This is a genomic window from Bacillus sp. FSL K6-6038 (assembly GCF_038050455.1).
Taxonomy (GTDB): Bacteria; Bacillota; Bacilli; order Bacillales; family Bacillaceae_G; genus Bacillus_A; species Bacillus_A pseudomycoides.
Genome location: NZ_JBBOUH010000001.1, coordinates 5,197,353 through 5,211,674, shown reverse-complemented (window position 1 = coordinate 5,211,674; position 14,322 = coordinate 5,197,353). Strand labels below are relative to the sequence as shown.

Here is a 14,322-nt window from a genome sequence, read left to right as displayed (position 1 = left end):
GCTACGTACATTTAAATAAAAACCCATTTGAAGTATTTGACTTCAAATGGGTTTTGTGAATGCATCTATATAAGTACAAAAAACCTTTCCTTTTAGATGGGAGAGAGCATCCGTCCATGCATAGAAGCGGTTAGGTCCTTTTTTAGCCCCATGCCCCAAGTTAAAAAAAGGGGGAAAATGAGTGCAGGTCACCTTTTGTTTTCAAAACAGTAACTTGTATGTTGAAAAATTTATATATTAAACAAGAACTTCGGTTTTTAGCACAAATTTCTCTACAACTTTAGCAACGCCATCATTCATATTCGTGTCTGTTACGTAGTTTGCAATTTCTTTAATGTCATCTGGAGCATTGCCCATCGCAACACCAAGGCCAGCGAACTCGATCATTGTTTGATCGTTGTAGCTATCGCCCATTGCGATTACTTCCTCACGCTTAATACCAAGTTTTTGAATCAATTGATTTAAGCTTGTTCCTTTTGTTACACCAGCTTCTGTGAACTCTAAGAAGTATGGTTTTGAACGCATTACACTTAGTTTGCCTTCTAGTTGTTTTTGAAGTTTTTTCTCTACTTCTACAAGGCGTTCAGCTTCTTTATTCATTAATACTTTTACAACAGGTTCTTGTACAGCAGTGATAAAGCTGTCTACTTCAATAATTGACATGCCTGTAAGAGTTCCTTCAATTTCTGTATATGGATTATTTTCTTCCGTTATAATATCATCGCCCATATACGTATGAATCCAAACATCTTCTTCTTTACTAATTTCATATAGATTGTGAACGATTTCAGGAGATAGTGTACTGCTGAATAATTCTTCATCCGTTTTACAATTAATAATTTTTGCACCATTAAACGATAAGATGAAGCTTCCATATTCTTCTAGACGAAGCTCCTTTGCAATATGACGCATACCAAATGTTGGGCGGCCAGAAGCAAGCACAACTTTTACACCTTGTTCTTGAGCAGTCATTAAGGCCTGTTTTGTACGTTCTGAAATCGTATGGTCATCACGTAGTAAAGTATCATCTAAATCTAAAACAATCATTTTATAAGACATATAGAAAGTTCCTTTCTTTGTTGAAAGTTGATATTGTTAGAAATTCGTTCTAGCAAAACGATGAGGATTAAATAGTAAGACATCGAACCTCTTTAAAGGTACATAAATTGAAAAAAAGATAGAAACCCTTCCTTTTTAGATGGAAGAGAGCATCCGCCCATGCATAGAAGCGGTCAGATCCTTTTCCTGCCACCACGCCAAGTTAAAACAAAGGGAGAAAATGAGTGCAGGTCATCTTTTGTTTTTAAAGCAGTAATGTATATGTGAAAAACCAAAAACCTGATTGGTGATGGAAGTTTCATTTTATATAGTGAGCTTGATTACTGTATTGTTAGTATATATTATCATGGGCATATTGCCCATGATAATTCTATCGTAACAACTCTGAAAGTAGAGTGCAATAATGGAAGTTTTCCAATTTACGATGGTTGTTTTTCCTTTGAACGGGAAAATAAAACTTCAAGCAAAATAGCCATGATAGAACCAAGTACAAGGCCATTGCTTAAAAATGATGCTAAAAATGGTGGCAGGGTCGAAAATGCCTGCGGCGGGACAAACATAACCCCGATTCCTGTGAAAAGAGACAGACCAGCGACGCGGAATAAACGCTCTTTATTTTCTACGGTGTCATATTCACGGAAGGCAAGACCAATCATACTTGCAAATACAGGATAAATAGCAGCATATCCAACGGCGACAGGAATAGCGGCGAAGAATGATGTAATCTTTGGAAATATACTAATTATAATAATAAAACTTGACCCTAATAGGAAAGGAAGGCGTTTATAAATATTTGTTGTTGCAATAAATCCAGCTGAACCTGAAATAGCTACTGGTCCAATTGCTGAGAAAAGACCACCTAAAAGCTGATTTATGCCCGTTATAATTCCGGCATGTTTGAATCGATTTTGAACTGCACCTTCTTCATATTTAGAAACAACCTTTTGCACAACACGGATGCTTGCCAACATGTTCGTTAAGAGCAACAGTGTGACAAAGACAACGGTAATTGCCATGTTCCATTCGATACGAGGCAATCCAAACACGAATAGAGACGGTAGACGGATGATATCTGTTACCGGTGTAACCGGATTAGATAATCCGAAGCATGCAAATAGGATCCATCCAAAGACAATGCTGAACAGAACAGAGTATTGTCCAATAATAGGTAGCTTCATAATAAAAAAAGATAGTAAAATAACAATGAGTGAAAGAATAAAGACGTTTGCTTGTACTTCAGTATGTTGTCCATCAAGGCCGAACATTCCTTTTAGAAAAGAACCGCTGAGCTGGGCAACGAGAAGGAATAAATATGTTCCAATTACTGTTGGTGTAAAATAACGGACAAGTTTATCAATAAGTCCAAAAATACTAAGGATAATACAGATGATGCCGCTTAACAGAAATGCGTATTGTAAGACGCGGAGTGTTTCATTATTTGATCCAAATAATACGACACCTAAACTCGCGTATAGTGAGAAGATTCCCCACCAAAGACCAGCTGGCCCTTCTTGAATCGGTAGCCTATGACCAAATATAGCTTGCAGAAGGCCAGCAAAGCCAAGAACAAATAACGTTCGTTGTACAAATGCAATTGCTTCAGCACCTTCAAGGCCATAACTAGCAGCAACACTAATTGGTACAATGAGGCTACCGGCCAAAATAAATAATGCCCATTGCAAGGCAGAAAGAAATGTTTTCATTATATCAACCTCTTTCGTAGATTCCGCTTCTAGTATATATGTATTTCATTTCCTCTGGCAAAGATTGTAGTAGAGAAAAGAGTTGAAGAATGAGATGAATGCACGCAGGCAATTATGGATTGCAGTTATATGTATGTGTTTTGTTGTAGTTCTTGGAACAATCGGATTTATGATGATAGAAGAGATTAGTTTGTTTCAAGCCTTTTGGATGACAATGATTACAGTATTAACGGTTGGGTATGGAGATGCAGTTCCATTAACACAAGCTGGGAAGATTTTTGCGCTTCTTATTATTCCTGTTGGTGTAGGAATTGTTACATATGCAATCGGGGTAGTAGCAGCAATGATTATTGAGGGGAATTTATTTCATGCAGTGCGGAGGAAGAAAATGGACAAACAAATAGCGCAAATACAAGATCATATTATTGTATGTGGTTGTGGTAGAGTAGGACTTCAAGTTGTACACGAATTACAGGAAAAGAATATTCCATTTGTTGTTGTTGATAAAGAAGAAGCAGTACTAGAGAAAGAGAAGCTTTTATATGTACATGGTGACGCCACGGAAGATCAGGTGTTACGTAAGGCGGGGATTACAAGGGCTGCTGGCTTAGTAGCAATTGTTGCGAATGATGCTGAAAATGTATTTATTACATTAACAGCGCGAGGATTAAATAGGACAATTAAAATTGTGGCTAGAGCTGAAAAGCCAGAAACGGAAGGGAAATTACGCCGTGCTGGTGCCAATAAAGTTATTAATCCATCCAGTATGGCTGGAATTCATATTGCAAAAGGAATCGCAAATCCGTTAACGGTTCATTATATTGATACGGTACTTTATGGAACAGATCAGGCTTTTGCAATAGAGGAAGTTCAAATTGGCGAAAGGTCTTTTTTAATTGGAAAAACATTGATAGAAAGCAATGTGAGAAATCAATTTGATGTTACAATTTTAGCGATTTTACGAGATGGAAATATTATTCATAATCCAACAGGGCAGGAAAAATTACAAGAACATGATATGATAATAGTATTTGGTCCAGTAGAGAAGCTGGGGCAATTTGAGAAAGAACTACAAAGTACGAGGTGATTAGGAATGCAAATATCGAGCGATAAAATTTTGAATAAAATGGCAAATGAAGTTGCGAAAGCAAAAAATAGTGAAGGACGAAAGGCAAAAGAACATCTTTTAGTGGTTCGTGCTTTATGTGATTTATTATTAGATGAACAGGTTGAAACTTCTGCATATGTAGAGCCAAGGCTACAATCACAAGTTATAACACCACATCCGACGATGACGGTTCAACCGATTGCGGCGGTTTCTGGAGAACCTGTCTATATAAAAGAAGATGGTGCAAATGGTAATTCGTTATTTGATTTCTAAAAGCTAAATTGGTTGGCTAATATGTAAAAATTTCTTATTATAAAGATAAAAAAGGGGAATTCCAATGAAAATTTTCTTCTTATTGGGCTGTATTACAGCCGGGTTATCTGTCGCGTTAGGTGCTTTTGGTGCACACGGTTTAGAAAATAAGGTTTCTGCAAAAATGTTAGAAGTTTGGAAAACAGGTGTTACATATCAAATGTTTCATGCTGGAGGATTATTTGTTGTTGCGTTATTAATGGATAAGATTCAATCTTCTCTTGTAAGCACAGCAGGCTGGTTTATGGTAGCGGGAATTATTATGTTCTCTGGAAGTCTATATGCATTAAGTACGACGGGGATTAAGTTTTTCGGACCGATTACACCACTTGGTGGTGTAGCGTTTATTGTAGGCTGGATTTTACTAGGAACTGCAGTTGTAAAAGGATTATAAAGACAAAAAAAAAAGCTGGCAAATGCCAGCTTTTTTTATGGTCTTGGAGCATAGGTTGCTGGTTGGCTAGGTAAATACGTGATTTCTCCAGGGAATTCTACATAATCTAAGTAAATCATAAGTAGTAAGAATCTTTTTCCGGATTTTGGTTCGCTGATGACGATGTGATCACGTCCAGCTGCTTCAATAATACCTGTATAGGATTGTGTGCCAAGTGAACTGCCACGCTCATATGTCATAACAATAGTTGCTGGTTTTCCTTTGTTTAAGCGAAGGATGTTTTCAATATATGATTGCTCTAGTGGGAGCATACCTTGAGATACTGCAAGTTGTGCTTGAGCAGTTTGTTGCTGCATAGCTTGCTGTTGCATAGCTTGTTGCTGCTGCGGCGTCATTTGTTGTTGTGGTTGCATATATCCCCCTGAAGGTTGATAAAAACCTGTTCCATAGTATGGATTTTGTTGCTGTGCCATTACAAGTCCCTCCTCGTTTTCATTCCTTAATATACTGCTGGACAATCCCCGGCGGATGGTTGAAAGAAGCAGTGTTTTTTAAAACGGCCTGAATTTTGTTGATTATACCAAGTTGGTGGACAAGCACCTTCGGGCCTAAAAAACCATAAGGCAAAATTGGCAGGCCAAAAACGTTGCCCTTCAATTGTACGCCTTGCAAGGGCAATGTCCTGTTCACGGGCTCGTTGATAAAAGTATCCTTTCTGCGTTGCTTCAAAACCACCTGGATTTTGATAAACCATTTGGCGTAAATTCCGTATTTGTTTAAAATCTAAGCAATTTCCTCGAACGCGATTTACACCGACATTTCCAACCATCAACATGCCTTGTTGACCTTCACCTTCAGCTTCTGCACGCATCAGCCTAGCTAATAATTTTACGTCTTCTTCTGTATAGTTGATAACGCCCATTATGTTTCACCTCTCTTTATGGATTGCACTAGAGAAAGAGGTTTATTTCTAGATGAATTGTGGAACAATTACTAGTTCATACGTATGAGGAAAAGGACTCAGATATGACAACCAAACAAAGTTTTAGCATGATATGAGTATTGAATGCACTTGAACATAATAAAAAAGCTAGCAATATGCCAGCTCTTTTATTATCCAAATATTTTTGACCATATATTTGAGAAGAAATCACCGATTGATCGCATTGTTAATACGAACCAATTTGCCTTTTCTACTTCTTCTGTTGTTTTTGCAGCGATTTTCATCTTCTTACTTCCATCTAAGAAACCGTATTGATCAGTTGATTCTAAAACGAGTGAGCCTACTTTTGCATCTTTTTTGATTGGTGCAACTACTTTTCCATCTTTGGAAAGTGATTTATCTGCCTCAGTAGAAATTGTATAAGGTGGTTTACTTCCTTTTTTTGTGATTACCGTTATCTCTTTTTCTGGTTTCACAGTTACAGTATCTTCTGTTCCTTTTACAACAGAAATTGTATTATTTTTATCTATTTTTAATTTCTGTTTTTCAAAGTTATTAAATCCGTAATCAATTAATTCACGTGATTCTGTGAAGCGCTCATCCATTGATTTTGTTTTAATAATAACGGAGATAAGACGTAAGTCACCGCGTTTTGCAGAAATTGTAAATCCATACCCAGCTGTATCTGAACTTCCCGTTTTTAAACCATCTGTTCCTTCATAAGCAAAAGCAGCACCTGGTAACATCCAGTTCCAGTTTTCCATGCGAATTGGTTTTGGATGGTTATCTGGAAAGTTTCTAAATCTTTGTTTTGTATCCTCTAATATTTCTGGATACTTTGTAATAATTGTTTTTGATAGAATACCCATATCGCGAGCTGATAAAGAGTTTTCACCATTCGGATCTGTTCCTTCCGGATGTTTTCCTTTTAAATCAGCATTATTTAATCCGGTAGCATTTACAAATTTATATTTTTTTAACCCTAGTTTTTTTGCGTGTTCATTTGCAAGGTTTAAGAAGTTTTTTTCACTTCCCGCAAGAAGTTCAGCAAGCGCAATGCTGGATCCATTTGCAGAGAAGATAATAATAGAATGATATAATTCTTTAACTGTATATTGTCGTCCTTTTTCGAAAGGAACGTTAGAGAATTCATTATTACGGGAAATTTCATAAGCGTAATCAGAGATGTTTACTTTTGTATCCCATGTTATTTTTCCTTCTTTGATTGCTTCCAAAACGGAGTAAACAACAATAAGTTTTGACATGCTGGCAATAGCTAGTAATTCATCTGGATTTTGCTCATGCAGTATTTTTCCTGTATCTGCATCAAACAGAATGGCCGCCGCCGCTTCTATATGTATTTTTTCTTCTGCATGGGAGGTTGTTACTACTAAGGAAGAAAATGACAATAGAAACACTAGTAAAATAGATAAAATTTTCCTCATATACATTATCACCTTCGCATCGTTATTAGCATATAGCTCGTACCATTTTAGCATAATTTTGAATATAAGAAGGTTATAATTTAACAGGGAATTTGACGAGTTCTTGTCTAATATTGTTTGAATTTGACGAAAAAAGAGGACTTTGAAGGGTTTTGGTAGGATATTAAGAAAAAGGAACGAATTTCGTTCCTTTTTTGTATTATACGTATAAAAATTTTGCTACTTTTTCGCGTGGTAAGATGTTACCAACAAAGAATGTTCCGAATTCACCATAGCGAGCACTTACTTCATCAAAGCGCATTTCATATACAAGCTTTTTAAATTGAAGGATGTCGTCAGCGAATAGCGTTACACCCCACTCGTAATCGTCAAAGCCGACAGAACCTGTAATAACTTGACGTACCTTACCTGCATATTGACGACCAATTTTACCATGGCTGTACATAAGTTTTTTGCGTTCTTCCATTGGAAGCATGTACCAGTTATCATCACCTTGACGACGCTTGTCCATTGGATAGAAACAAATATGATTTGCTTCTGGTAATTCAGGGTATAAGCGTGCTAGGATTTGAGGGTTTTGGTATGGATCTTCATCAGCTGGAAGGTAGTTACTTAACTCAACAACAGATACGTAAGAGTATGCAGGAACCATATATTCAGCTAATGTTGTTTTATTTAATTCTGTTTCAATTTCATTTAATTCTTCCATTGTTGGACGTAAAATCATAAACATAATATCCGCCTTTTGACCAACGACTGTATACATTGCATGACTACCTTGTTTTGAGGATGCGACCTTGTTCCATTTTTCGATGACGTTTAAAAATTCAAACATTGCTTGTCCGCGTTCGTCACTAGATAATGTTTTCCAAGCTGCCCAGTCGATAGAACGTAAATCATGTAAACAATACCAACCATCTAACGTTTTTGCTGCTTCACTCATTCTATTCACCTCAGTTAATGATATTTTACACGTTAACTATAGCATATATAGGTTTAAAGTCACCTGTGTAAAGCTTGGGTGCATAAAATTGTCACATTTTAAAAATGCTAGGAAGAGAATATGTATAAATCCATTTTGTTTTCACTTGGCATGGGGTGGAAAAATTTCCTGACTGCTTCTACGCATAGCCGGATGCTCTCTCCCATCTAAAAAGAAAGGTTTTTCATCAATGTTTTATAACAAATTAACCATGCTGAATTTTATGAAAATATAATCATTTTTATTTTACCTATTTTTTAAGAGCTATAAGTTTAAAATATAGATGAAAAGAAGTATTCTTAAAAGTAGAGTTTTTTTAACATTTGTAGGAGGGTTTATTCGTGAGCGATTTATTTACAGCAGTAAAAGAAAAAGTTCAAGGAAAAGGTATTTCTATCGTACTTCCTGAAGGAACTGATGAAAGAATTTTAGGCGCTGCAGAGCGTTTAGCAAAAGAAGAGTTAGTAAAGCCAATCTTAGTTGGGAATAAAGAGGAAATTAGTGCAAAAGCTGCTAGCATGAACTTAACATTAGCAGGTGTTGATATTTATGATCCAGCTACATATGAAGAAATGGATGCAATGGTAGCATCTTTCGTTGAACGCCGTAAAGGGAAAGCGACAGAAGAAGATGCACGTAAAATCCTTAAAGACGAAAACTACTTCGGTACAATGCTTGTATACATGGGTAAAGCACACGGTTTAGTAAGTGGTGCAGCTCATTCTACAGCTGACACAGTTCGTCCAGCACTTCAAATCATTAAAACAAAACCAGGTGTTACAAAAACTTCAGGCGTATTCATCATGGTACGTGAAGATGAGAAATATGTATTCGCTGATTGCGCAATCAATATTGCACCAAACAGCCAAGATTTAGCTGAAATTGGTATTGAAAGTGCGAAAACTGCTGAGTTATTCGGCATCGATCCACGTGTTGCAATGTTAAGCTTCTCTACAAAAGGTTCTGCGAAATCTCCAGAAACAGAAAAAGTTGTAGAAGCAACTCGCATTGCGAAAGAAATGGCTCCTGAATTAACATTAGACGGTGAGTTCCAATTTGACGCTGCATTCGTACCATCTGTAGCTGAGAAAAAAGCACCAGGTTCTGTTATTAAAGGTGATGCTAACGTATTTGTATTCCCAAGCTTAGAAGCTGGTAATATCGGTTACAAAATTGCACAACGCCTAGGTAACTTTGAAGCAGTGGGACCAATCTTACAAGGCTTAAACATGCCAGTAAACGATTTATCTCGCGGTTGTAACGAAGAAGAAGTGTACAAGCTAGCTTTAATTACAGCAGCTCAAGCACTATAATTAAAAAGCCCCGCTATATAGCGGGGCTTTTATTACTTTTCGAGATCAAGTGCTTTATTATTGCGATCGATGATACGTTGTAAATTCATTTCGTACAAAGGAACTTCATCAACTGTTAATTGTGATGGTGTTAATTTGGGTGCGAAATGCTGTAATGTTTTTAACAGGCGCATCATTAAGTCTTGAACGGTAATCGTTTCACCAAGTAGTTCAGACAATGAGGCCATTGTACTTGGAACAATTTCAGGATACGTGAATCTTGTTTCTTTTCCTTGAATTGCTAAGTTGTAGAAATCACGAACAAGTGCCGCGCGTTCGGAGCCACTGCCTGTAGCACATAAATAAATTTGTACGGCAATCCCTCCGCGAATGCGGCGCTGTGAAATACCTGCGAATTTTTGATCACGAATACTTAAATCATAGCTACCTGGACAATAAGAGCCAACGATTTCTTTTGCCTCGATATCGACATCGTAATCTTTTAACATTTCCTTAATTAAATGCCACATCGTATCGTATCCAAGATCGATATCAATTCCTTTTTCTGTTTCTTGGAATAGAAGTGATATATTTAAAACCCCTTCATCAAGTACGACTGCAAGACCACCTGAATTGCGGACAATGACATGGAAGTCGTTCTTTTTTAAAAAGGAAATCCCCTCATTTAAATGAGGAAGGCGAGAATCTTGAATGCCAAGAACAATTGTATTGTAATGAACCCAAGAGCGCATTGCTGAAGCAGATGTACCATTTCCGATTGTTGTACATAGCGTATCATCCATTGCAAATGACTGTAGAGCATGAAAAGTCTGGCCTAAACTAGACTGATCCACGATACGCCACTCTGGTTGAGATAAAATCGAACGGGAATTGCTCATATAACTAACCCCTTATCTATAAAATGACAATCTTTATTATAGCAAACATGGAGCAAAATGATGTAGTGGTTGACGGAAAGAAAATGAAATATGAAGGTAATGTAATTATTGGCGATGCACGTAAATATGCAGATATGTACGCAATCGTAAGCGATGTAGCATATCAAACAATTAGTCAGTCAGTAAAAACAATTGGGGTAGTAGCATGTAAAGGAAATCCGAAAAAAAGAGATTTCCCAGATATAAAGAGAGAGTCTAAAATATATAAATTCATTTTGATTTTTCAACATATAAGTCGCTGCCTCGAAGAACAAAAGGTGACCTGCACTTGCTCTCTCTCACCTAAAGATTAGGTTTTATGTCGGTTTTTCAATTTGTACTTATATAGAAGAAGCTTATATGATTGAATCAAAATAAAAAGGATGCGTTCATCGCATCCTTTTTATTCTGCAATTTTTTCTAAATTACCGTTTCGATCCATGCGAAATGAGGTTTGCGTTTGCTCTTCATCATCCATTAATGCTAATTTACGAGCACGGTTCATAATATTCATGAGCGTTTCGTAGTCTTCTTGTACTGTATTAGATTGTTGTTCTAGCTTTTCTAGTTTCTTCTCTAATTCTTCATTTCGAAGCATTTGCGCCTTAATTTCTTGTTTCAATCTCACATTCTCATTTTCAAGAGCTGTTACTTTTACGCTTGAAGACCCTATCGTTTGTAAAAAGTAAATTACATCTTGCATTGTTATAGAGGTACTAGATACAGCTGGTTCCGAACGTGGAACGGTGTTATTTACGACTGGCTCTTCATCGACTGTAATTACTGCTGAAGCTGATGGCGTATAAAGCAGGCGTTTTTTCGCATGTTCACCACTAGCAGCCCTCATTTTATCTTTTCGATGTCTTTTTGCTAGTTGCAGCGCCTGTTCATAGCTATAACGAACGACAGCATTCCAACGAAAACCACAAGCAGCTGATGTGCGATTTAACTGATCGCCAACTTCCTCAAATGCATTTAATTGTGTACTTCCTTCTCGAACATGACGTAGTACGGTTTCAGCGAGTAATAAATCATCTTCGTCTGTCCAAGCATCTTGTCTTACTTTCATAGATTCAACTCCCTTTCTTTTTATAAACTTCCTATTTTTATAATGGACAAAAGAAATTGCTTTTATACAAAGCTTTTAAAAATATGGTAGATTTTGATAAAGAAGAATTTCTATACAAATCCATTTTGATTTTCTAACATAAAAGTCGCGGTTATGAAGATGCACTCGTTTTCTCTCTTTGTTTTTACTTGGCATGGGGCAGGAGACCGCGCCTATGCATGGCCGGATGCTCTCTCCTACCTAAAAAGAAAGGTTTTTATATCGTTTTTTTAATTTGTACTTATATATGTGGATGAATTGTGCTTATAAAGAGAGGGATAACGAGAAAATATTAGAAATGAATCGTACAGAGGAAAACTTGCATCAACCTTCAAAGAGCGGTAAAATACCATTTAGTGTTTATTTTTAAATGTACTTGTGAAAAGTTGAAAATAGAGGAAGTGTTATATAGAATGGGAAATGAATTTCGTGTGTGTGATGATTGTCAGGCAACGAATATTAAGACGCTGATACCACGACTCAAAAAGGTAGATTCATGTGCAAATATCGAAGTTGGATGTCAATCATATTGTGGACCGGGACGTAAAAAGTCGTTCGCTTTTGTTAATAATCGTCCAGTTGCAGCGCCAAATGAAGATGAACTGATTAAAAAAATTGAAGCAAAACTAAATAAATAAGAAAAAGAAGAGTGAACAATCTACTCTTCTTTTTTTATGTTCTAAAAAAGAAAAATTATTTTTAAATAAGGAAAGGTAGAGGACTGTTATTGGGTCATTTACTAGTGGATAAACTTCCTATTATGATATCGGTTTCGTATGAACTACATTAGTTTTATATTGCAAAATAATGGTTGACAGCCTTTTGTAATGGTAGGTAGAATAGAAAATGTGATTCTGATAATCATTATCAAAAAGGGTGGATACACCCAATTTTCTTTTTGCTGTTTCTTGAGAATGAATCTCATTTTGTTAAATATATGTTGTTGGTTAGGATGGTTGAGGGATGGAAGCTAGTGCGAGGAGTATAGAACAACAAGAAGTAAATGTGAAAGAGATTAAGAGCAGACCGCTTATTGCTTCTATTATTTTAATAGCGGGAACGATTTTATTAGCTTTAAGTATGGCAACTTCAATTTCATTTGGTGCAGCGGATATTAGTTTAAAGACTGTATGGCAAGCTGTCTTTCAGTTTGATGGTTCTTTGACGCATCATAATGTGATTTGGGAGCTGCGCATGCCTAGAGCAATTGGCGGTGTTGTTGCTGGTGCGTTTTTAGCGGTATCCGGTGCCATTATGCAAGGAATGACGCGAAACCCGCTCGCATCTCCATCATTAATGGGGATTACTGATGGGGCTGTGTTTGGAATTGCAATTATGTATGCGTTTTTTCCAAATTCACCGTATTTAATGTTTGTTATCGCTTCTTTTGTTGGAGCAGCATTTGGTGCAAGTATTGTATACGGCATTGGAGCTTCTTCACCAGGAGGATTAACACCTGTTAAGTTAGCGTTAGCTGGAGCGGCAATTAGTGCTTTACTTGGGGCTATTTCATCTGGAATCGCTTTGTATTTCAATCTTGCTCAAGAGGTGAGTATGTGGAATGCAGGCGGTGTTGCTGGTGTGAAGTGGCAAAGCATTGATATGTTATTGCCGATTGGACTTATTTGTCTCGTTATTGCGATTATGATGTCCAGGTACATTACAATCTTAAGTTTCGGTGAAGAAATTGCGATTGGACTTGGACAAAATACAACATTAATTAAATTTATCGGAACTGTACTTGTTCTTGTTTTAACAGGTTCAGCCGTATCTATGGCAGGATCCGTTGGGTTTGTTGGGCTTGTAATCCCCCATATGACACGTTTTCTTGTCGGTTCAGATTATAGATGGGTTATTCCATGTTCTGCTATATTAGGCGGATTGTTAATTGAATGTGCGGATATGTTATCTCGTATTATTAATCCGCCGTTTGAAACACCAATCGGTGCGATTACAGCACTAATTGGTGTTCCATTCTTCCTCTACTTAGCACGTAATGAAGGGAGAGGAAAAATGTGAGAACAAGCGTCTTAACAAAAAAGAACATTTCAATTGTAACGATTTTGGCTGGATTAATCTTTTCAGTATTCCTTATTAGTTTAAATACAGGAACGTTTAAAATTCCACCAATGGATGTGTTAAAGTCATTGGTCGGGCTAGGAGCAGAAGATCAGTCCGTTATTTTATTCGAATTTCGTATGCCACGTATGGTTATTGCCATCTTAGTTGGTTCAGCATTAGCGGTATCCGGTGCCATTATGCAAGGATTATCACGAAATCCACTTGCTGATCCTGGAATTATTGGTATTAATGCCGGGGCGGGATTGACAGTTGTTGTTTTCGTATATTTCTTTTTTGGAAAAGTCGGGACGGGTACACTTCTATCTGTATTCATTCTTCCATTCTTTGCATTAGTTGGTGCAGTGTTAGCAGCAGTTATCATTTATGCACTGGCATGGAAGGACGGCGTTTCATCAACTCGTTTAATACTTGTCGGTATTGCAGTAGCAGCTGGGTTTAGCGCTGTTAGCTTAATTTTTTCAATGAAAATGACATCGAATGATTTCCGTTTTGCAACGATTTGGTTAGCGGGAAGTTTATGGGGAACAGATTGGAAATTCGTATTAAGCGTACTTCCATGGATGCTCATCTTTTTACCAATTGCGATTCGGAAAGCGCATGTGTTAAATGTAATGAATTTAGGAGATGCAGCGGCAGTTGGACTTGGTGTAAACGTAGAGAAAGAAAGACGCAAATTATTATTCATTGCTGTTTGTTTAGCGGGAGCATCTGTTGCGGTTGCTGGTGGAATTGGTTTTATTGGTTTAATGGCACCGCATTTAGCAAGGCGACTCGTTGGCGGAAAGCATCAAATTATGTTGCCTACAGCGGCATTAATTGGAACGCTCTTGCTGTTATTTGCAGATTTAATTTCACGAAGTGTGTTAACGACATCAGAAATACCGGTCGGTCTTGTTATTTCTGTAATTGGTGCACCGTATTTCATTTATTTACTTATGAGAACAAAATAAAGGGAG

Annotated in this window: 15 protein-coding genes and 1 pseudogene; 8 read left to right on the top strand and 8 right to left on the bottom strand. The window is 37.1% G+C overall.

The window, feature by feature from the left end; genetic code table 11:
• Window positions 1–237 precede the first annotated feature (237 nt).
• Both NSQ40_RS27400 and NSQ40_RS27395 read right to left on the bottom strand, forming a co-directional pair.
• A complete protein-coding gene (locus NSQ40_RS27400; RefSeq protein ID WP_003209257.1) occupies window positions 238–1,059 on the bottom strand; it encodes a Cof-type HAD-IIB family hydrolase in 822 nt (273 codons plus the stop codon).
• Window positions 1,060–1,478: 419 nt separating this feature from the next.
• Entirely contained in the window at window positions 1,479–2,762 is a 1,284-nt protein-coding gene (locus NSQ40_RS27395; RefSeq protein ID WP_003202393.1) for a purine/pyrimidine permease, read from the bottom strand.
• Window positions 2,763–2,856: 94 nt separating this feature from the next.
• Here NSQ40_RS27395 and NSQ40_RS27390 point away from each other — a divergent pair, with 94 nt between their 5' ends.
• The 3 genes from NSQ40_RS27390 to NSQ40_RS27380 all read left to right on the top strand — a co-directional run bounded on the left by NSQ40_RS27390 (window position 2,857) and on the right by NSQ40_RS27380 (window position 4,576).
• Entirely contained in the window at window positions 2,857–3,849 is a 993-nt protein-coding gene (locus tag NSQ40_RS27390; protein ID WP_141521849.1) for a potassium channel family protein, read from the top strand.
• Window positions 3,850–3,855: 6 nt separating this feature from the next.
• On the top strand, window positions 3,856–4,143 hold the full coding sequence (locus NSQ40_RS27385) for a YwdI family protein (protein WP_018764884.1): 288 nt from the start codon (window positions 3,856–3,858) through the stop codon (window positions 4,141–4,143).
• A 64-nt stretch (window positions 4,144–4,207) separates the two neighbouring features.
• Window positions 4,208–4,576 carry a DUF423 domain-containing protein gene (locus NSQ40_RS27380; protein ID WP_003202398.1) on the top strand — a complete coding sequence of 123 codons (369 nt, stop codon included), beginning with the start codon at window positions 4,208–4,210 and terminating at the stop codon, window positions 4,574–4,576.
• 35 nt (window positions 4,577–4,611) lie between these two features.
• On the opposite strand, the gene gerQ is transcribed toward NSQ40_RS27380, so the two are convergent.
• From gerQ to hemQ, 4 genes are all read right to left on the bottom strand, one after another.
• Window positions 4,612–5,049 carry a spore coat protein GerQ gene (gerQ, locus tag NSQ40_RS27375; RefSeq protein ID WP_003202400.1) on the bottom strand — a complete coding sequence of 146 codons (438 nt, stop codon included), beginning with the start codon at window positions 5,047–5,049 and terminating at the stop codon, window positions 4,612–4,614.
• A gap of 26 nt (window positions 5,050–5,075) precedes the next feature.
• On the bottom strand, window positions 5,076–5,498 hold the full coding sequence (locus tag NSQ40_RS27370; protein WP_003202402.1) for a cell wall hydrolase: 423 nt from the start codon (window positions 5,496–5,498) through the stop codon (window positions 5,076–5,078).
• Between the two features lie 191 nt (window positions 5,499–5,689).
• Window positions 5,690–6,970 carry a D-alanyl-D-alanine carboxypeptidase gene (locus NSQ40_RS27365; RefSeq protein ID WP_258248474.1) on the bottom strand — a complete coding sequence of 427 codons (1,281 nt, stop codon included), beginning with the start codon at window positions 6,968–6,970 and terminating at the stop codon, window positions 5,690–5,692.
• A gap of 193 nt (window positions 6,971–7,163) precedes the next feature.
• The gene (hemQ, locus tag NSQ40_RS27360) at window positions 7,164–7,907 is read right to left on the bottom strand and encodes a hydrogen peroxide-dependent heme synthase (RefSeq protein ID WP_006096706.1); all 744 of its coding nucleotides are present in this window, start codon (window positions 7,905–7,907) and stop codon (window positions 7,164–7,166) included.
• A gap of 380 nt (window positions 7,908–8,287) precedes the next feature.
• On the opposite strand from hemQ, the gene pta reads away from it, so the two are divergent.
• Window positions 8,288–9,259: a phosphate acetyltransferase gene (gene pta / locus NSQ40_RS27355; protein WP_003202407.1), complete on the top strand. Its 972-nt coding sequence runs from the start codon at window positions 8,288–8,290 to the stop codon at window positions 9,257–9,259.
• 32 nt (window positions 9,260–9,291) lie between these two features.
• Here the strand turns inward: pta and NSQ40_RS27350 are convergent, their stop codons facing one another.
• Window positions 9,292–10,137, bottom strand: coding sequence for a lipoate--protein ligase family protein (locus tag NSQ40_RS27350; protein WP_098158867.1), 846 nt, complete (start codon window positions 10,135–10,137; stop codon window positions 9,292–9,294).
• Between the two features lie 41 nt (window positions 10,138–10,178).
• Between NSQ40_RS27350 and NSQ40_RS27345 the strand changes: the two are divergent.
• A pseudogene (locus tag NSQ40_RS27345) lies at window positions 10,179–10,400 on the top strand (lipoprotein BA_5634 family protein); the annotation flags it as partial.
• Between the two features lie 179 nt (window positions 10,401–10,579).
• On the opposite strand, the gene NSQ40_RS27340 reads toward NSQ40_RS27345, so the two are convergent.
• Window positions 10,580–11,245 carry an RsfA family transcriptional regulator gene (locus tag NSQ40_RS27340; protein WP_003202411.1) on the bottom strand — a complete coding sequence of 222 codons (666 nt, stop codon included), beginning with the start codon at window positions 11,243–11,245 and terminating at the stop codon, window positions 10,580–10,582.
• 452 nt (window positions 11,246–11,697) lie between these two features.
• On the opposite strand from NSQ40_RS27340, the gene NSQ40_RS27335 reads away from it, so the two are divergent.
• The 3 genes from NSQ40_RS27335 (at window position 11,698) to NSQ40_RS27325 (ending at window position 14,316) form a co-directional block, all read left to right on the top strand.
• The gene (locus tag NSQ40_RS27335) at window positions 11,698–11,922 is read left to right on the top strand and encodes a DUF1450 domain-containing protein (protein ID WP_003202417.1); all 225 of its coding nucleotides are present in this window, start codon (window positions 11,698–11,700) and stop codon (window positions 11,920–11,922) included.
• A gap of 325 nt (window positions 11,923–12,247) precedes the next feature.
• Window positions 12,248–13,303: a FecCD family ABC transporter permease gene (locus NSQ40_RS27330; protein ID WP_003202419.1), complete on the top strand. Its 1,056-nt coding sequence runs from the start codon at window positions 12,248–12,250 to the stop codon at window positions 13,301–13,303.
• Window positions 13,300–14,316, top strand: a complete 1,017-nt coding sequence (locus tag NSQ40_RS27325; protein ID WP_018764889.1) for a FecCD family ABC transporter permease — start codon at window positions 13,300–13,302, stop codon at window positions 14,314–14,316. Before NSQ40_RS27330 ends, NSQ40_RS27325 begins: the two co-directional genes overlap by 4 nt.
• Window positions 14,317–14,322 lie beyond the last annotated feature (6 nt).